Raw genomic sequence first — 18,397 nt, forward strand, 5'->3', positions numbered from 1 at the left:
TCGGCCGCCGACAGCCAAGCATACGTGCCAACGCGCACAAGCGCAAAACGAGCACCGACAGAGGCCGGAACGAGGGTTCCGGATGCCGCGAGCGCTTGTCTGCGGCATCCGCCACACGCGCCCGAAATGCCCGGAAAGCGCCGGGCCCACACCTATCGTGAAGGCTGCCACTGCCCGCACGAGAGCGAGGAGCGCGGGGCGCAGAGCCCGCGTGGACGGGGAACCATGGACCGAACCAGCCAGCGCACGCCGACCGCCGGCGCCCGGATGCCCGGCGCCAGGACGCTCGGCACCCGCACGCTGCGCGGCCGCACCGGCACGCTGCGCGGCCGCGCGCGCCACCTCGTGGCCGGCCTCTCCATCGCGACCATGGCGCTCGTCGGTGCGGTCGCCGTTCCCGCGAGCGCGCAGGCGGCCACCTATCCGACGTGGGACGAGCTGCAGGCCGCGAAGGCGAACACCGCTGCGGGCGCTGCGGCGGTCGACCAGGTCACGTCGCTCATCGCCCAGCTCGAGACCAATGTGCAGGTGACGCGCGCCGAGGCCGAGCTCCGCACCGACGAGCTCATGGTGGCGCAGCAGAAGTTCGACGACGCCGTCGCCCGCGCCGACCAGATCCAGGCGCAGGCGGATGCCGCCGCAGCCGAGGCCGCGGCCGCGGAGCGCAATGCGGGCCAAGTCGCCGCGCAGCTCTACCGCGCGGGCACGGGCGACGTGGGCGTGAACCTCTTCCTCGACGCCGGCAACGCCGAGGCGACCGAGAAGCTCCTCGCGAAGCTCGGCAGCATGGAGAAGATGGTCGAGCGCACCTCGGGCATCTACAACCGGGCGCAGGAGAAGCAGAACTCCGCGACGTCGCTCGCCGGGCAGGCCGAGGTCGCGCGCGCCGAACGCGAGAAGCTCCGCATCGCGGCGGAGGAGGCGCTCGCCGCGGCGCAGGCCGCGCAGGCCGCGGCCGAGGCCGCGCTCGCCGAGTCGCAGGCGAAGAAGATCGAGCTCGAGCAGCAGCTGAAGTTCCTGCAGGACACCGAGGCGCAGACCGCGGCGGCCTACCAGGAGGGTGAGCGCATCCGCAAGGAAGAGGAGGAGCGCCGCCGCCAGGAGGCCCTTCGCAGCGGCTCGCCCGGCACGGTCGCCTCCTCGGGATGGGCGAAGCCCGCGGGCGGCGCCATCACGGGCGACTTCGGCCCCCGCTCGCCGATCTGCGCGGGCGACGGATGCTCGGGCTCGTTCCACTACGCCGTCGACCTCGGCACCGGATGCTCCGCGCCGATCTATGCGGCCAACAGCGGCGTCGTGACGTTCTCGGGGTGGTCGGGCACCTACGGCAACTTCATCAAGATCGACCACGGCGGCGGCATCTCCACGGGCTACGCGCACATCCGCGACGGCGGCCGGTTCGTCGGCGTCGGGGCGTGGGTCGAGGCCGGACAGAACATCGCCTCGAGCGGCACCACGGGTGCGTCCACCGGATGCCACCTGCACTTCGAGGTCTACTCGGGCGGCAGCCGCATCGACCCGGTGCCGTTCATGGCCGATCGGGGGATCCGTCTTGGCTGACCATCGCACGCGTCCCGTCTCCCGGGTCAAGCCCGCGACCGTCTTCTCCACGGTGGCGGTCGGCGCGGTCACCGCGTCGGTCGTCGCGGCGGGCGGGCCGGCGATGGCCGAGCCCGACTACCCGTCGTGGAGCGAGATCGAACAGGCCAAGCAGAACGAGCAGACCAAGCAGGCCGAGATCGACCGGGTCGGCGCGCTGCTCGTCGGGCTGCAGCAGGCCGCGGATGCCGCGGCGCAGGCCTCGATGATGGCCGACGAGGCGTGGCGGATAGCGATCGACCAGCGCGATCGCGCGGCGGAGCGGGAGCGCGCGCTCGGCACGCAGGCCGACGAGGCCGACGCCATCGCCGAGATCTCCAAGATGCGCGCGGGGCTGCTTGCCGCGCACCTCGCGAAGACCGCGGGCGCCGACCTCACGGCCGAGCTCGTGTTCTCGGGCGACGACTCGACGCAGCTCCTGCAGCAGCTCGGCATGGCCTCGAAGCTCGGCGAGCAGTCGAACGAGGTCTACGAGCAGGCCGTCGCCGACCGGAACACCGCCGACTCGCTTCGCGACCAGGCAGCGGATGCCGCGGCCGAGCGCCAGCGCCTGGCAGCGCTGGCCGAGCAGCGCGCCGACGAGGCCCGTGCCGCCGCCGATGCGGCCGCCGCCGCGGTGGCCGAGCAGGAGGAGAAGTCGACCGAGCTCTACGCTCAGCTCGCGAGCCTCAAGGACACGACGGCCGACTTGGAGCGGCGGCGCGTCGAGGGACAGGCGCAGGAGGCCGCGGAGGCGGCCGCCCGCGCGGCAGCGGCTGCGGCGGCCGCGGCGGCCGCGCAGCAGCCCGCCTCGCCGGGCGGCGCTTCAGGAGGCGGCGGAAGCGGCTCGGGCGGCAGTGGCGGCGGCGCTCCCGCGCCGAACCCGGCCCCCGCCCCGCCGAACTCGGGCGCGGTCGAGACCGCCATCTGGTTCGCGAGCCAGCAGCTCGGCGAGCCATACCGGCTGGGCGGCGCCGGCCCGAACGTCTGGGACTGTTCGGGCCTCACCAAGGTCTCGTACGCGCAGGCCGGCATCTCGATCGGCACGCACTCGGCGACGAACCAGTACTACACGCTCGCGGGGCGCGGCCTCGCCGTGCCGCTGTCGCAGATCCAGCGGGGCGACCTGCTGTTCTGGGGCTCGGGCGGCGACTACTACCACGTCGCGATCTACCTCGGCGGGGGCCGCATCCTCGAGGCGCCCCGCGAGGGCGTGCCCGTGCGCGAGTACTTCATCTGGGGCTCGCCCTCCGCGGCGGCCCGCCCCGCCGGCTGACCAGCGCTCCCGCTCCGACGTCCGCTCCCGCTCCGACCCCACTCCGGGGCGTCGAAACCTTGTGTTCGGTGCGCACGAGGCGTGCTGCGTGCACCGAACACAAGGTTTCGACGAGACGAGACGAGACGAGACGAGACGAGACGAGACGAGACGAGACGAGACGGGAGCGGCGAGGACGACGGGCGAACGCGCGGCGCGGCCCGGCGACGCGGGCGCGCAGACGCGAGAAGAGGCGGGCCGTCAGGCCCGCCCCTTCGTCGTGACGGAGGTCGCGGGCTCGCGGCATCCGCTCGGTTCATGCCCTGGTCAGTGACCCGGGAACGCCTCGATCGCCTTGGCGATGAGCGACTCGGCCTCTGCGGCATCCGCCCAGCCCTCGGTCTTGACCCACTTGCCGGGCTCGAGGTCCTTGTAGTGCTCGAAGAAGTGCTCGATCTCCTTGCGCGTGAACTCGGGGATGTCGTTCACGTCCTGGATGTGGTTCCAGCGGGGATCGCCGGCCGGCACCGCGACGACCTTGGCGTCGCCGCCGCCGTCGTCGGTCATGTGGAACACGCCCACGGGACGCACCTTGACGCCCACGCCCGGGAACAGCGGGTAGTCGAGCAGCACGAGCACGTCCAGCGGGTCGCCGTCGTCGCCGAGCGTGTTCTCGAAGAAGCCGTAGTCGGTGGGGTAGACGAAGGTCGTGTAGAGCACGCGGTCGAGGAACACGCGACCGGTCTCGTGGTCGACCTCGTACTTGTTGCGGCTCCCCTTCGGGATCTCGATGATCGCGGCGTACTCGCCCATGTGGTTCTCCTCGTGGTTGGAAGCTCGTGCTCGAACTCGGCCCGCGGCCCGGTCGGAACGGGGCGCGATCGGCGGAATAAGGTTACTTGATGCCTTCCGACGAGCTGCCTGCCGTGCGTCGTCCCCGCCTGACGCCGCCGATCGCCGACGTGCGTCGTGCGGTCAGGGCGGTGCTTCCGGATGCCGCGGACGCGGCCTCGCCCGCCGACGCACTGCTCGTGCTCGTGGCCCTGTCGGGCGGTGCCGACTCGCTCGCCCTCGCCGCCGCCACCGCGTTCGAGGCGCCGCGCGCCGGACTCCGAGCCGGCGCGGTGATCGTCGACCATGGGCTGCAGGATGCCTCCGCCGAGGTCGCGGCGCGAGCCGCAGACGCCGGGCGCGCCCTCGGGCTCGACCCGGTCGTGGTGCGCCGGGTCGAGGTCACAGGGGAGGGCGGCCCCGAGGCATCCGCCCGCGACGCCCGCTACGCCGCGCTCGACGCGGCCGCCGCCGAGACCGGCGCGGCGCTGGTGCTGCTCGGCCATACCCTCGACGATCAGGCCGAGACGGTGCTGCTCGGGCTCGCGCGCGGATCGGGCACCGCGAGCCTCGCCGGCATGCCCGCGCGCTGGGGTCGCTACGCTCGGCCGCTCCTCGGCACCCGGCGAGCGACGACACGGCAGGCGTGCCTCGATGCGGGGCTCGAGCCGTGGGACGACCCGCACAACGCCGACCCCGCCTACACGCGCGTCCGCGTGCGGGAGCGGGTGCTGCCCGTGCTCGAGGCGGAGCTCGGGCCGGGAGTCGCCGAGGCGCTCGCGCGCACGGCCGAGCAGCTGCGCGAGGACGACGAGGCGTTCACTAGCCAGATCGACGAGTTCATCGAGGAGATCTGCGAGCCCGCCGAGGCCGGCATCGCGGTATCGGTCGGGGTGCTCGAGGCGAACCCCGCGGCGCTGCGGCAGCGGATCATCCGGCACGTGCTCTCGAGCGAGTTCGGCGTCGCCCTCTCGCGCGCGCAGACGCTCGAGGTCGCCCGGCTGGTGACCGACTGGCACGGGCAGGGGCCGCTCGACCTGCCCGGCGGCGTGCAGGCGTCGCGCTCGGGCCGGCACGTCGTCTTCTCCACCACCGGCTCGACCGAGGTGCTGCCGCACGACCACTGAGCCCACGACCACTGAGCCCGCGGGCACTGAGCCCGCGGCCACTACGCCGGCGGGCACAGCGTAGGCTCGTGGCATCCGTTCGCCCACGACACCAGGGAGCACAGGCATGGACGCGCGCGAGATCGAGGCCGACCTGACCGAGGTGCTCGTCACCGAAGCCGAGATCCACGCGAAGCTCGCCGAGCTCGCCCGGCGCATCGAGGCCGACTACGAGGGCAAGGACATCCTGCTCGTCGGCGTGCTGAAGGGCGCCGTCATGGTCATGGCCGACCTCGCCCGCGAGCTGCGACCGCACGTGAACATGGACTGGATGGCGGTGTCGTCGTACGGCGCGGGCACGCAGTCGAGCGGCGTCGTGCGCATCAACAAGGATCTCGACACCGACCTCACCGGGCGCCATGTGCTCATCGTCGAGGACATCATCGATTCGGGCCTCACGCTCAGCTGGCTGCTCGGCAACCTCGAGTCGCGTGGGGCCGCGTCGGTCGAGATCTGCGCGCTGTTGCGCAAGCCCGATGCCGCCAAGGTCGAGGTCGCCGTGAAGTACCTCGGCTTCGACATCCCGAACCAGTTCGTCGTCGGCTACGGGCTCGACTACGCCGAGCGGTACCGCAACCTCCGCGACGTGGCGATCCTCGCGCCGCACGTCTACAGCTGAGCGGGCGGCGCCCCCTGGCGGATCTGCGCTGCATGCCGGCCCGCGGCTGACCGCCCGGCTTCCGGCCCTGTGCCGCGGCCCACGCAGGCCCTAGAGTCATCGCCATGGGCGATGGCCGGCGCCGCACCACTCTGCGCGACGCTGGCGCTGCCTTCGCGAGCAACTGGCTGAACCCGAACCTGCGCCGGGCGCAACTCAGCTTCCTGGGCGCCTGGACTGCCGAGTGGGCCTTCACCGTGGCGCTCGGCATCGTCGCCTACCGCGACGGCGGTGCGGCGGCCGTCGGGCTCGTGGGCCTGCTGCGCATGGTGCCCTCCGCGATCCTCGCCCCGCTGCTCTCGCCGATCGCCGACCGGGGGCGCCGCGAGCGGGTCCTCATCCTCGTCTCCATCGTGCGCGGCATCGCCACCGCCGCTGCCGCCGTCGTCGTGGCGGTCTCGGGCCCCTCGGTGGTCATCTACGCGCTCGCCGTGCTGTCGACGATCGCGGCCACCCTCTACCGCCCGGCGCATTCCGCGCTCCTTCCCTCGCTGTGCAGCACCGGGCACGAGCTCGCCAGCGCCAACATGGTTCGCGGCCTGCTCGACTCCGCGGCGACCCTGGTCGGGCCGCTGCTCGCGGCGGTGCTCCTCCAGTTCACAGGGGTGGACGTCGTCTTCTGGGTGGCCGCAGGCGCCTCGTTCCTGGCGGCGGCCCTCCTGGTGCGATTGCGCTACGACGCCCCTCCCCGGCCGGCCGCGCCGAGCCGTCCGAACCTCATCCGTGAGGCGGTCGAGGGGGTGCGGGCCGTCGCCGGCAATCGCGACCTGACCCTCATCCTCGGGCTCGCGGCGGCGCAGGCGCTGACCCGCGGGGCGCTCACGGTGTTCTCCGTGGTGGTCGCCATCGAGCTCCTGGGCACGGGCGAGCCCGGCGTCGGGGCGCTGATGACCGCGGTCGGGGTGGGCGCGGTGCTGGGGTCGCTCGCCGCGTCGCTCCTCGTCGGATCCGGGCGCCTCGGTGGGTGGTTCGCCGTCGGGGTGGGTCTCTGGGGGCTGCCGCTCACGCTCGTCGCCCTCGTTCCCCACCAATCGGCGGCGCTGGCGCTGCTCGCCTTCATCGGGGTGGGCAACGCCCTGATCGACCTCGCCGGCTTCACCCTCATCGCCAGGATGGCTCCCGACGAGGTGCTCGGACGCGTCTTCGGCGTGCTGGAGAGCCTCGTGGCGGTCTTCATCGGGATCGGTGCCGTCGTCGCCTCGACGACGATCGAGTGGTTCGGGGTCCAGACCGCGCTGATCGCGATCGGGCTCGTGTGCCCCGTGCTCGCCGTGGTGTGCTGGCATCGGCTGCGAGGGCTCGACCGGTCCGTCGACGCGCTCGATGCCCGGATCGGGCTGCTGCAGCGGGTGCCGATGCTGCGGCCGCTGCCACTGCCGTCGATCGAGCGGCTGGCACGCGGCCTTGAACCGGTCGCCGTCCCCGCGGGCGCGGCCGTGTTCACGCAGGGCGACATCGGCGACCGCTACTACGTGATCGCGTCCGGCGACGCCGACGTGGTGGGCGACGGCCGGGTCGTGGCGTCGCTCGGCCCGGGCGAGGGCTTCGGCGAGATCGCCCTGCTCCGGCGCACCCGTCGCACGGCGACCGTCGTGGCGAGGAGCCTGCTCGAACTGCAGTCGCTCGGGTCGGAGCGGTTCCTCCCCGTGGTCCTCGGCTACACCGCGAGCGCGATCGAGGCCGCGTCGACGGTCGACGACCTGCTGCACCGCTACGAGCCGACGGAGCCCCACGGGGAGCCGCCGCCGCCCACTCCGTGAGCGGGCGCCCCGAACGGGTTCATTGTGCACCGGGGGCTTTGGTGCGACCCTTGGGCATGGAATCCGGCCGCGCCGTCCTGCTCATCGCCGACATCGGCGGCTACACCGAGTACATGAGCACCCATCGGATGAGCCTCGCGCACGCCGAGGTGAACACCGCGCGCATGCTCGACAAGATGATCGACGCCGCCCCGGGCTTCGACCTCATCGAGATCGAGGGCGACGCCGCGTTCCTCTCCCGCCAGGCCGCCGACGATGACACGGATGCCGCGGTCGATGACATCCTCGACGCCGCCCTCGCGATGCACCGGGCCTTCCACCTCGAGCGACGGTACGTCGCGGCGAACCTGTGCCCCTGCAACGGATGCAAGGGCGCGGCCGACCTCAAGCTGAAGTTCGTCGCGCATGTCGGCGACGTGGCCATCCAGAGCATCCGCGATCGGGTCAAGCTCGTCGGGATCGACGTCATCCTCGTGCACCGCCTGCTGAAGAACCCGGTCGGGATCCCCGAGTACGTCCTGCTCTCCGAGGAGCTGTACCGCACCGGCGAGGACGCGATGCGCGGCCCCGTGCACGAGGTCGAACCCGAACTCGAGGGCTTCGGCCCGGTGCACGCCTACTTCGTCGACGTCGGCGACCTCGACGGCTCGGCGGAGCCGTTGCCCGCCCCGTCGCTCGGCGGCCGACTCGGGCGCACCTTCGCGGCGGCCGGCAGGGGACTGCCCTACATGGTGGGGCTCAAGGAGTATCGCGCCGCGGCATCCGCCGGCTGAGCAGCCGCGGCCGACGGCTGCTGACCAGCCCTCAGCGAACACGTGGCCTGCATCCAGCATCGCGACGGTAGCCTTGCACCACCATGAACATGAAGAAGATCCTGCGCGGGCCGATCATCTACATCCTGCTCGCGATCGTCGCCGTGTGGATCGGATCGAGCCTCATCACCGCCTCCGGCTTCAAGGAGGTCTCGACCCAGCAGGGCCTCGAGCTCCTCAGCGACGGCAAGGTGGCCTCGGCGAAGATCGTCGACGGCGAGAACCGCGTCGACCTCACGCTGGCCAAGCCCGACGACGAGCTCGGGTCGCAGGTGCAGTTCTACTACGTCACGCCTCGCGGCGAAGACGTGGTGAACGCGGTCGACGCGGCGAACCCGAAGGACGGCTTCAACGACGAGGTGCCGCAGCCGAACTGGTTCCTGTCGATGCTCGGCATCCTGCTGCCGCTCGTGCTGATCGGCCTCTTCTTCTGGATCATGCTGTCCGGCATGCAGGGGGGCGGCAACCGGGTCATGCAGTTCGGCAAGTCCAAGGCCAAGCTCGTCTCCAAGGAGAGCCCGAAGGTCACCTTCGACGACGTCGCCGGTGCTGACGAGGCCATCGAGGAGCTCCAGGAGATCAAGGAGTTCCTCAAGGAGCCGGCGAAGTTCCAGGCCGTCGGTGCCCGCATCCCCAAGGGCGTGCTGCTCTACGGTCCTCCCGGAACGGGCAAGACCCTCCTCGCGCGCGCCGTCGCGGGCGAGGCCGGTGTGCCGTTCTACTCGATCTCGGGCTCCGACTTCGTCGAGATGTTCGTCGGCGTCGGCGCGAGCCGCGTTCGCGACCTCTTCGACCAGGCCAAGCAGAACGCCCCGGCGATCATCTTCGTCGACGAGATCGACGCCGTCGGCCGGCACCGCGGTGCGGGCCTCGGCGGCGGCCACGACGAGCGCGAGCAGACCCTGAACCAGCTGCTCGTCGAGATGGACGGCTTCGACCCGAAGACGAACGTCATCCTCATCGCGGCGACGAACCGCCCCGACATCCTCGACCCCGCACTGCTGCGCCCGGGCCGCTTCGACCGCCAGATCGGCGTCGACGCGCCCGACCTCAAGGGCCGCCAGCGCATCCTCGAGGTGCACTCCATGGGCAAGCCGCTCGCCAAGGGCGTCGACCTCGAGGTGCTCGCGCGCAAGACGCCGGGCTTCACGGGCGCCGACCTGGCCAACGTGCTCAACGAGGCCGCGCTGCTCACGGCGCGCTCGAACGCGCAGCTCATCGACAACCGTGCCCTCGACGAGGCCGTCGACCGCGTCATCGCCGGTCCGCAGCGCCGTACCCGCGTCATGAAGGACAAGGAGAAGCTCATCACGGCCTACCACGAGGGCGGCCACGCCCTCGCCGCGGCGGCGATGAACTACACCGATCCCGTGACGAAGATCACGATCCTGCCGCGCGGTCGCGCCCTCGGCTACACGATGGTGCTGCCGCTGGAAGACAAGTACTCGATCAGCCGAAACGAGCTGCTCGACCAGCTCACCTACGCGATGGGCGGCCGCGTCGCCGAGGAGATCGTGTTCCACGACCCCTCGACGGGCGCGTCGAACGACATCGAGAAGGCCACCTCGACTGCGCGCAAGATGGTCACCGAGTTCGGCATGAGCGCGAACGTCGGCGCCGTGAAGCTCGGCCAGTCGCAGGGCGAGGTCTTCCTCGGCCGCGACATGGGCCACCAGCGCGACTACTCCGAGGAGATCGCCGAGCGGGTCGACGCCGAGGTGCGCTCGCTCATCGAGCAGGCCCACGACGAGGCCTGGCAGGTGCTCAACGACAACCGCGACATCCTCGACCACCTCGCGGCCGAGCTGCTCGAGCACGAGACGCTCGACCACAACCAGATCGCCGAGATCTTCAAGGACGTGAAGCGCCTGCCCGAGCGGCCCCTCTGGCTCTCGAGCGACCGTCGCCCCGTCTCCGACCGCCCGCCGATCGCCTTCCCCACCGCGAAGGCGCCGATCGACCAGGGCGCCGTCGACGGCGGCGTGGACTCGGGCGACACGCCCCTCGAGGAGCCGGCCGCGTCGCGCGCCTCGCGCTCGAAGCCTCGCCCCGCGACGGCCTAGTCGACCGACCCGAAGAGGGGGTGCCATGGCCGGTGTCGACACCGGGCGCATCGAGCGCGCCGTGCACGAGATCCTGCTCGCGATCGGCGAGGACCCGGCGCGGCCCGGCCTCGAGCGCACCCCCCAGCGGGTCGCCGAGGCCTACGCCGAGTTCTTCGGCGGCCTCCAGGTCGACCCGTTGAGCCACCTCGCCGACACCGTGCCCATCGGGGCGACGGATGCCGGGGTGCCGGCGACCTCCGACGCCGTCGTGCTGCGCGACCTCGCGTTCCGGTCGGTGTGCGAGCATCACCTGCTGCCCTTCGTCGGCACCGCCCACGTGGCCTATCTGCCCGGCGACCGCGTGGTCGGGCTCGGCCGCATCCCCGCCGTGATCGAGACGCTCGCGGCGCGGCCGCAGCTGCAGGAGCGGCTCGCCGAGGAGATCGCGGACACCCTGCAGGCGGGTCTCGACCCCAAGGGCGTGCTGGTGGTGCTCGACGCGCAGCACCGCTGCGTCACCACCCGTGGCTCGCGCCAGGAGCGCAGCTCGACCATCACGATCGCGAGCCGCGGCGCGCTCGCCGAGCCGGCCGCGCGCACCGAGATCATCACGCTCATCGGAGCCCACGAACGTGACTGACCCGGTGCCCACGCTGGTGATGGGCGTCGTCAACGTGACGCCCGACTCGTTCAGCGACGGTGGGCGCTGGTTCGACGCCGAGGCCGCCGTCGCGCACGGCCTCGAGCTCGCCGCCGAGGGCGCCGACGTGCTCGATGTCGGCGGCGAGTCCACGCGTCCGGGTGCGGCGCGCGTCGAGCCCGACGAGGAGCTGCGCCGGGTCGTGCCCGTCGTGCGCGAACTCGCCGGCCGCGGCATCCGGGTCAGCGTCGACACCATGCGGGCGGCCACCGCCGTCGCCGCCGTGGAGGCGGGGGCCGAGATCATCAACGACGTCTCGGCGGGGCTCGCGGATGCCGCGATGGCGCCCATCGTGGCCGAGACGGGCGCGCACTACGTGGCGATGCACTGGCGCGGGCACTCCGACCGCATGGACTCGCTCGCGGAGTACCGCGACGTGGCCGCCGAGGTGCGAGACGAGCTGGCGGCCCGCGTCGACGCGCTCGTCGCCGCGGGCGTGGCCTCCGACCGGATCATCCTCGACCCGGGCCTCGGCTTCGCGAAGCGCGGGGTGCACAATTGGGAGCTGCTCGGGCGGCTCGACGTGCTCGGCGAGTTGGGGCTGCCCATCCTCGTGGGGGCGTCGCGCAAGCGGTTCGTGGGGTCACTGCTCCCCGAGGGGTCGCCGATGGAGGACCGCGACCTCCCGACCGCCGTCATCAGCGCCCTGTCCGCACAGGCCGGAGCCTGGGGGGTGCGCGTGCACGACGTGCGCGGCACCAGGCGGGCGCTCGACGTCCTCGGGGCGTGGCAGAGTGGACGACGTGGCTAGGACGCGCGACCGTATCACCCTCACCGGCCTGCGCGTGCGCGCGCACCACGGCGTCTTCGACTTCGAGCGCGAGCAGGGGCAGGAGTTCGTGATCGACGTGTCCGTCGCGGTCGACCTCGCCGTCGCGGCATCCGGCGACGACCTCGGCAGCACCGTGCACTACGGCGAGCTCGCCGAGGCGGTGGTCGCGGCCGTCGAGCGCGACCCGGTCGACCTCATCGAGACGGTCGCCGAGCGGGTGGCCGCCGTCGCGCTGGGCTACCCGGCGGTCGACGAGGTCGAGGTCACCGTGCACAAGCCCGAGGCCCCCATCCCTGTGCCGTTCGCGGATGTCGCGGTCACGGTCGTGCGGGGGCGCGCATGAGCCGCGCCGTCATCGCCTTCGGCGCCAACCTCGGGGAACGCGAGGCCACGATCGCGTCCGCGACGCGCGCCCTCGCCGAGTCTCCGGGCGTCGAGCTCGTCGCGGTGTCGCCCGTGTACGAGACGGCCGCCATCACCGATGCGGGCGTCGACGCCGACGCGCCGGGCTACCTCAACGGCGTGCTCGTGATCGACACGGCGCTCCCGCCGCTCGACCTGCTCGACGTCCTGCAGGCCATCGAGACGGCGCACGGCCGCGTGCGCACGACGCACTGGGGCGACCGCACCCTCGACCTCGACCTCATCGACGTCGACGGCATCGAGTTCGCGAGCGAGCGGCTCACGTTGCCGCACCCGCGCGCCTGGGAGCGCGCGTTCGTGCTGCAGCCGTGGCTCGACGTCGAGGCCGACGCCGTGCTGACCGGCCGCGGGCCCGTCGCCGTGTTGCGCCGCGCCGCCCGCGACGAGGTGGTGCGCCGATGAAGCGCACCCACGCGTCCACGATCGTCGCCTTCGTGCTCGCCGGCATCGTCGCGGGCTACCTGATCGATCTGGGCATCGTCTCCGCCGGAGCGAACGCCATCGTGCCGCCCCTGTCGCTGCCGATCACCCTCACGGGCGTCGGTGTGCTCGTCGTGGCGTTCGCGTGGCCGGTGCGCCGGGCCGTCAAGGGCAAGGCGACCAAGCACCTCGACCCGTTCCGGGCGATGCGCACGGCCGTGCTCGCGAAGGCGTGCAGCCTGAGCGGATCGCTCGTGTTCGGGTTCGGCCTCGGCATCACGGTGTTCCTCCTTACGCGCAGCGTGGTGCCCTCGCCCGAGACGGTCTGGATCGCGTTCGCGACCGCGATCGGGGCAGGCCTCCTGCTCGCCGGCGGCCTCGTCGCCGAGGCGTTCTGCACCCTCCCGCCCGACGAGCCCGAGACCGAGAAGGAAGGGCACGTGCATGCCTGAGATCCGCGACGCCCATGCCGGCGAGCCGCCGGCGGTCGAGCCTGCGGCACCCGGTGACACCGGGTGGCTCCGCGTCTCGCCGAAGTACGTCGTCGTCGAGGTGGTCGGGTCGCTCATCGGAATGGTCGTGTTCGTCGGCGCCTTCACCATCGCCTACCTGCTGTGGGGCCAGTGGTGGGCGCTCTGGGCCGCCATCGTCATCGGCGTCGCATCCCTCGTGGGCATCGCGTTCGAGCCGCGGCGCGTGCGCTCCATCGGCTATCGGCTGCGGGAGGACGACCTCCTCTTCCGGCGCGGCATCATGTTCCAGCGGCAGGTCGCCGTGCCCTACGGCCGCATGCAGCTCGTCGACATCACCCGCGGCCCCGTCGCGCGGGCGCTCGGCCTCGCCGACCTCAAGTTCGTGACGGCCGCCGCATCGACCGCCGTGACCGTGCCCGGCCTTCCGATGGAGGAGGCCGATCGGCTGCGCGACGAGCTCGTCGCGCTCGCCGAGACCCGCCGGGCGGGGCTGTGACCGCACCGGTCCGGCATCCGCCGGTCACGAACCTCGCCGAGGGCGAGTGGCACCGGCTGCATCCCGCGAGCCCGCTCCTGCGTGGCGGCCTCGTGTTCATCGCCGTGCTCGGCTTCATCGTCGCCAACCTCCGCGAGCGCGTCGTCGACATGTTCCTCGTGCTCTTCGCACCCGACCTCGACGACGGCTTCGACGCGCAGTACGAGCAGTGGCAGGGCGACTGGGCGAACGACCCGATCGGCGGCATCGTCACGAACGGGCTCGTCGGCTGGGCCATCCTCGCCGTCGCCCTCGTCATCGTCGCGGTGATCATCGGGTTCTGGCTGTCATGGCGCATGCACACGTTCCGCATCACGAACGAGGCGGTGGAGGTGCGCAGCGGCATCCTGTTCCGCTCGCATCGGAGCGCCCGGCTCGACCGCATCCAGGGCATCAACGTCACCCGTCCGCTCTTCGCGCGCCTGTTCGGCACGGCCAAGCTCGAGGTCTCCGTGGCGGGGCAGTCGGCCAACGTCCAGCTCTCCTACCTCGGGTCGGCCCTCGCCGACGGACTGCGCGCCGACGTGCTCCGGCTCGCGTCGGGCGCGCGCGCCGAGCGGGCGGCGCAGGCTGCGGATGCCGCGGGCGCGACGCTTCCCGACTCGTCGAGCCCTGCGCCCGACACCCAGCAGCGCGCCAACGTCTCCGCGGTGCTCGGCCAGCGGGTCGACGAGTTCCTCGCGCCCGAGCTCGACCCGTCGCTCGCGCCCCCCGAGTCGGTGGTGCACCTGCCCCTCGGCCGGGTCATCGGCTCCACGCTCCTCGGCGGCTCGACGGCGTGGGCGGTCATCCTCGTCGCGATCATCGTGGTCGGCGTCACCACGGGGCAGCTGTGGGTGCTGTTCTCGTTCGTGCCCGCCGCGATCGGCCTCGTGAGCTACGTCTGGTCGCGCATCACGAAGTCGCTGCGGTACTCGATCGCCGGCACGCTCGACGGGGTGCGCATCGGCCACGGCCTGCTCTCGACCGGCAACCAGACCATCCCGCCGGGTCGCATCCATGCGATCGAGGCGAACCAGTGGATCCTCTGGCGCGCATTCGGGTGGTGGACCATCCGCATCAACGTGGCGGGCCAGTCGGTGAGTGCCGGCAACGATGCCGCGCAGCGCACCCTCGTGCTCCCCGTCGGCACGGTCGCCGACGTGCACCGGGTGCTCGGGCTGCTGCTCCCCGACTCGGCGGCGGCGGTCGATCCGCTCGTCGACGCGGGCCTCACCGGCCGCGACGGCGGCGGGGGATTCTCGCGCACGCCGCGCCGGGCCGCCTGGCTGCGTCCGTTCTCCTGGCGCCGCATCGGGTGGGCGGCGGGCGACGGCGTCGTGCTCATCCGCCGGGGGTGGCTGCTGCGCAGCCTCGCGTTCGTGCCGCTCGCCCGCATGCAGTCGGTCGCGGTGAGCGTCGGTCCGGTGCAGCGGATGCTGCGGCTCGCCTCCGTGCGCATCCACACGGTCGCCGGGCCGGTGGTGCCGAACCTGCCCGACGCCGAGCGCGACGAGGCTGACCGCCTCTTCCAGCGGCTGGCCGACGAGGCGGTGGAACGGGCCGCGAGCGATACGTCGCACCACTGGGGCGCGCCGCCGTCCGTCGCCGCCCCGACGGGGGAGACGACCGATGCCGGCTGAACGCGCGGGCCGGCTCGGCGTCGGCACGATCGGCGCGGGGCGGGTGGGTGCGGTGCTCGCGTCCGCGCTGGCCAACGCGGGGCATGCGCTCACCGGCATCGCTGCGGTCTCGACGCCGAGCCGAGAGCGCGCCGCGGTCATGCTGCCGGGCGTCCCCGTGCTGCCCATCCCCGACATCGTCGAGCGCAGCGAGCTCGTGCTGCTCGCCGTGCCCGAGTCCGAGCTCGCGGCCCTCGTGGGCGGGCTCGCCGATGCCGGGGTCTGGCAGCCGGGGCAGCTCGTGCTGCACACGGCCGCCCGGTTCGGCACGGGAGTGCTCGACCCGGCGCGACGGGCCGGGGCGATCCCGCTCGCCGCGCATCCCGCCATGTCGTTCACGGGCACGAGCATCGACCTCGCCCGGCTGCCCGGCACCTGGTTCGCCGTCACCGCGCCCGCGCCCGTGCTGCCGATCGCCCAGGCCCTCGTCGTCGAGATGGGTGGCGAGCCGTTCGTGGTCGCCGAGGGCGACCGCGCGGCCTACGCGGAGGCGATCGACACCGCCGTGTCGTTCTCCACGGCGATCGTCGACCAGGCGAGCGGCCTCCTCGACGGCATCGGCGTCGGTCGCCCCGGCGCGGTCCTCGCGCAGCTCGTGCGCAGCTCCGTCGAGAACGCGCTCGCCAGGCACGACGCCGGACCGCTCGTCGACGGGGCGGGTACGATCGACGAGGTCGACACGGATCGGCCGCTGGGAGGTGGCGAGTGACCGAGGTCGCCGCGGGCACGCGCACGGTGCCGACCATCGCGGAGCTCCGGGCCCTGCTCGATGAGCGACGCGCCGCCGGGGCATCCGTCGCCCTCGTGCCCACCATGGGCGCACTGCACGACGGCCATCTCGCCCTGGTGCGCCGCGCACGCGAGCTCGCCGACGTGGTCGTGGTGTCGATCTTCGTGAACCCGCTGCAGTTCGGCCCCGGTGAAGACCTCGACCGCTACCCCCGCACGCTCGACGCGGATGTCGCGGCACTCGCCGGGCTCGGCGTCGACGTGGTGTTCGCGCCGTCCGTCGACGAGATGTACCCGCGCGGCCGTGACGCCGGCACGACCGTGCAGGCCGGACCGATCGGCGAGCGCTACGAGGGCGCGTCGCGCCCCGGGCACTTCAACGGCATGCTCACCGTCGTGGCGAAGCTGTTCGGCATCGCGCAGCCCGACGTGGCGATCTTCGGGCAGAAGGACGCCCAGCAGGTGCACCTCGTCTCCCGCATGGTCGCCGACCTCGACCTGCCGCTGCGCATCGAGACGGTGCCCACGGTGCGTGAGCCCGACGGCCTGGCGCTCTCCAGCCGCAACCGCTTCCTCGGCGAGGACGAGCGACGCGCCGCGCTCGTGCTCGCCGAGTCGCTGCGGGCCGCGGAGGCCGCTGCCGGCGAGGGCCCATCAGAGCTCCTCGCCGAGGGCGTGGCGGCCTTCGGCGACCACGACGGCGTGAGCCTCGACTACTTCGTGGTCGTCGACCCCGACACGTTCCTTCCCGTGACCGAGGACTTCAGGGGCCGTGCCCTCGTGCTCGTCGCGGCGCTGGTGGGCTCCACCCGCCTCATCGACAACGCCTACGTCGAGGTCGGCGGGGCGGGCTGAGCTCTCGAGGCTGAGGTCTCGAGGCTTGGTGTCTCGAGGCGTGGGTCTCGAGGCGTGAGGTCCCAGGGCCCAGGCCCGCGACATCCGCTCAGGCTCGCCCAAGTAGGCTGGTGCACGCACGTTTCCGCGAACCGAGAGTGAACGATGGCCCAGACCCAGACGGATGCCGCGACCGAGCCCACGGCCCCCGAGACCGGCGCCGACGAGATCAGCGCCGACGAGATCTCCGAGCAGAAGGCCGTGCGGCTCGCCAAGCGCGAACGGCTGATCGCGGCATCCGATGACCTCGGGCTCGGCGCCTACCCGGTGCGCCTGCCGATCACGGCGACGATCCCCGAGGTGCGCGACCGCTTCGTGGGTCTCGGCGTCGACGAGGCGAGCGGCGAGCATGTCGGCCTCGCGGGTCGCGTCGTCTACTCCCGCAACACGGGCAAGCTCTGCTTCGCGACCCTCCAGTCGGGTGACGGCAGCCGCATCCAGGCGATGGTGTCGCTGGCCGAGGTGGGCGAGGAGTCGCTCGCCGAGTGGAAGGAGCTCGTCGACCTGGGCGACCACGTCTTCGTCGAGGGCGAGGTGATCACGAGCCGCCGCGGCGAGCTGTCGATCATGGTCACCGGGTGGCGCATCGCATCGAAGGCGATCCTGCCGCTGCCGAACCTGCACAATGAGCTGTCCGAGGAGACGCGCGTGCGCAGCCGCTACCTCGACCTCATCGCTCGTGAGCAGGCCCGCCGCAACGTCATCGACCGCGCCAAGGTCAACGCGAGCCTGCGCCGCACCTTCGACGGGCTGCGCTTCATCGAGGTCGAGACCCCGATGCTCCAGGTCATGCACGGCGGCGCATCCGCCCGCCCCTTCGTCACGCACTCCAACGCATTCGACACCGAGCTCTACCTGCGCATCGCACCCGAGCTCTACCTCAAACGCGCGGTCGTCGGCGGCATCGAGCGCGTCTACGAGATCAATCGCAATTTCCGCAACGAGGGCGCCGATTCCACGCACAGCCCCGAGTTCGCGATGCTCGAGGCGTACGAGGCCTACGGCGACTACACCACGATGGCCGACCTCACGCAGAAGCTGATCCAGGATGCCGCGATCGCCACGAGCGGCTCGCACGTCGTGACGTGGGCCGACGGCACGGAGTTCGACCTCGGCGGCGAGTGGGACCGCATCTCGATGTACGGCACGCTGTCGGATGCGGTGGGGGAGCCGATCACCGCCGAGACGCCGATCGAGCGGCTCAAGGAGCTCGCCGACGCCGAGGGCATCGAGATCGACCACCCCCTGCCCGGCAAGTTCGTCGAGGAGCTCTGGGAGCACCACGTCAAGGGCTCCCTGCACCGCCCCACGTTCGTCATGGACTTCCCGCTCGACACCTCGCCGCTCGTGCGCGCGCACCGTTCGACGCCGGGCGTCGTCGAGAAGTGGGACCTCTACGTGCGCGGCTTCGAGCTGGCCACCGGGTACTCCGAGCTCGTCGACCCCGTCGTGCAGCGCGAACGCTTCGTCGAGCAGGCGAAGCTCGCGGCGGGCGGCGATCCCGAGGCGATGCGCCTCGACGAGGAGTTCCTGCGCGCGCTCGAGTTCGGCATGCCGCCGTCGGGCGGCATGGGCATGGGCATCGACCGACTGCTCATGGCGCTCACCGGCCTCGGCATCCGCGAGACGATCCTCTTCCCCCTGGTCAAGTGAGCCGACCTTTCCACCGATGAGCGGATGCCGCA

General features: G+C 72.3%; 18 protein-coding genes. 17 read left to right on the forward strand and 1 reads right to left on the reverse strand.

Annotation, left to right across the window (positions count from 1 at the left end; genetic code table 11):
- The first annotated feature begins 225 nt into the window (after positions 1 to 225).
- Positions 226 to 1,560, forward strand: coding sequence for a M23 family metallopeptidase (locus J2X63_RS11460; RefSeq protein ID WP_309977145.1), 1,335 nt, complete (start codon positions 226 to 228; stop codon positions 1,558 to 1,560).
- The gene (locus J2X63_RS11465) at positions 1,553 to 2,854 is read left to right on the forward strand and encodes a C40 family peptidase (protein ID WP_309977147.1); all 1,302 of its coding nucleotides are present in this window, start codon (positions 1,553 to 1,555) and stop codon (positions 2,852 to 2,854) included. The genes J2X63_RS11460 and J2X63_RS11465 overlap by 8 nt, the downstream gene beginning before the upstream one ends.
- A gap of 306 nt (positions 2,855 to 3,160) precedes the next feature.
- Here the strand turns inward: J2X63_RS11465 and ppa are convergent, their stop codons facing one another.
- The gene (ppa, locus tag J2X63_RS11470) at positions 3,161 to 3,646 is read right to left on the reverse strand and encodes an inorganic diphosphatase (protein WP_309977149.1); all 486 of its coding nucleotides are present in this window, start codon (positions 3,644 to 3,646) and stop codon (positions 3,161 to 3,163) included.
- 89 nt (positions 3,647 to 3,735) lie between these two features.
- On the opposite strand from ppa, the gene tilS reads away from it, so the two are divergent.
- The 15 genes from tilS (at position 3,736) to lysS (ending at position 18,365) form a co-directional block, all read left to right on the forward strand.
- Positions 3,736 to 4,791: a tRNA lysidine(34) synthetase TilS gene (gene tilS, locus J2X63_RS11475; protein WP_309977151.1), complete on the forward strand. Its 1,056-nt coding sequence runs from the start codon at positions 3,736 to 3,738 to the stop codon at positions 4,789 to 4,791.
- A 106-nt stretch (positions 4,792 to 4,897) separates the two neighbouring features.
- The gene (gene hpt, locus J2X63_RS11480; RefSeq protein WP_309977153.1) at positions 4,898 to 5,449 is read left to right on the forward strand and encodes a hypoxanthine phosphoribosyltransferase; all 552 of its coding nucleotides are present in this window, start codon (positions 4,898 to 4,900) and stop codon (positions 5,447 to 5,449) included.
- Positions 5,450 to 5,553: 104 nt separating this feature from the next.
- Positions 5,554 to 7,248: an MFS transporter gene (locus J2X63_RS11485; RefSeq protein WP_309977155.1), complete on the forward strand. Its 1,695-nt coding sequence runs from the start codon at positions 5,554 to 5,556 to the stop codon at positions 7,246 to 7,248.
- 56 nt (positions 7,249 to 7,304) lie between these two features.
- Positions 7,305 to 8,021, forward strand: a complete 717-nt coding sequence (locus tag J2X63_RS11490) for a DUF2652 domain-containing protein (protein WP_309977157.1) — start codon at positions 7,305 to 7,307, stop codon at positions 8,019 to 8,021.
- A gap of 83 nt (positions 8,022 to 8,104) precedes the next feature.
- The gene (gene ftsH / locus J2X63_RS11495; RefSeq protein WP_309977159.1) at positions 8,105 to 10,123 is read left to right on the forward strand and encodes an ATP-dependent zinc metalloprotease FtsH; all 2,019 of its coding nucleotides are present in this window, start codon (positions 8,105 to 8,107) and stop codon (positions 10,121 to 10,123) included.
- A 25-nt stretch (positions 10,124 to 10,148) separates the two neighbouring features.
- Entirely contained in the window at positions 10,149 to 10,745 is a 597-nt protein-coding gene (folE, locus tag J2X63_RS11500) for a GTP cyclohydrolase I (RefSeq protein ID WP_309977161.1), read from the forward strand.
- Between the two features lie 19 nt (positions 10,746 to 10,764).
- Complete coding sequence (folP, locus tag J2X63_RS11505) at positions 10,765 to 11,556, forward strand: dihydropteroate synthase (protein WP_309977911.1); 792 nt, start codon at positions 10,765 to 10,767, stop codon at positions 11,554 to 11,556.
- The gene (gene folB, locus J2X63_RS11510) at positions 11,549 to 11,920 is read left to right on the forward strand and encodes a dihydroneopterin aldolase (protein ID WP_309977163.1); all 372 of its coding nucleotides are present in this window, start codon (positions 11,549 to 11,551) and stop codon (positions 11,918 to 11,920) included. The genes folP and folB overlap by 8 nt, the downstream gene beginning before the upstream one ends.
- Positions 11,917 to 12,402, forward strand: a complete 486-nt coding sequence (gene folK, locus J2X63_RS11515) for a 2-amino-4-hydroxy-6-hydroxymethyldihydropteridine diphosphokinase (RefSeq protein ID WP_309977164.1) — start codon at positions 11,917 to 11,919, stop codon at positions 12,400 to 12,402. The genes folB and folK overlap by 4 nt, the downstream gene beginning before the upstream one ends.
- Positions 12,399 to 12,872 carry a DUF3180 domain-containing protein gene (locus J2X63_RS11520; RefSeq protein WP_309977166.1) on the forward strand — a complete coding sequence of 158 codons (474 nt, stop codon included), beginning with the start codon at positions 12,399 to 12,401 and terminating at the stop codon, positions 12,870 to 12,872. The genes folK and J2X63_RS11520 overlap by 4 nt, the downstream gene beginning before the upstream one ends.
- Positions 12,865 to 13,389, forward strand: a complete 525-nt coding sequence (locus J2X63_RS11525) for a PH domain-containing protein (RefSeq protein WP_309977168.1) — start codon at positions 12,865 to 12,867, stop codon at positions 13,387 to 13,389. Before J2X63_RS11520 ends, J2X63_RS11525 begins: the two co-directional genes overlap by 8 nt.
- Positions 13,386 to 15,050 (forward strand): PH domain-containing protein, encoded by a 1,665-nt coding sequence (locus tag J2X63_RS11530; RefSeq protein ID WP_309977171.1) that lies wholly within the window; start codon positions 13,386 to 13,388, stop codon positions 15,048 to 15,050. The genes J2X63_RS11525 and J2X63_RS11530 overlap by 4 nt, the downstream gene beginning before the upstream one ends.
- The gene (locus tag J2X63_RS11535) at positions 15,040 to 15,798 is read left to right on the forward strand and encodes a DUF2520 domain-containing protein (RefSeq protein ID WP_309977173.1); all 759 of its coding nucleotides are present in this window, start codon (positions 15,040 to 15,042) and stop codon (positions 15,796 to 15,798) included. Before J2X63_RS11530 ends, J2X63_RS11535 begins: the two co-directional genes overlap by 11 nt.
- On the forward strand, positions 15,795 to 16,673 hold the full coding sequence (gene panC / locus J2X63_RS11540) for a pantoate--beta-alanine ligase (RefSeq protein ID WP_309977176.1): 879 nt from the start codon (positions 15,795 to 15,797) through the stop codon (positions 16,671 to 16,673). Before J2X63_RS11535 ends, panC begins: the two co-directional genes overlap by 4 nt.
- A gap of 144 nt (positions 16,674 to 16,817) precedes the next feature.
- Positions 16,818 to 18,365, forward strand: a complete 1,548-nt coding sequence (lysS, locus tag J2X63_RS11545) for a lysine--tRNA ligase (protein WP_309977177.1) — start codon at positions 16,818 to 16,820, stop codon at positions 18,363 to 18,365.
- The last annotated feature ends 32 nt before the right edge of the window (positions 18,366 to 18,397 follow it).

The sequence above is a fragment of the Agromyces sp. 3263 genome (genome assembly GCF_031456545.1).
Classification (GTDB): Bacteria; Actinomycetota; Actinomycetes; order Actinomycetales; family Microbacteriaceae; genus Agromyces.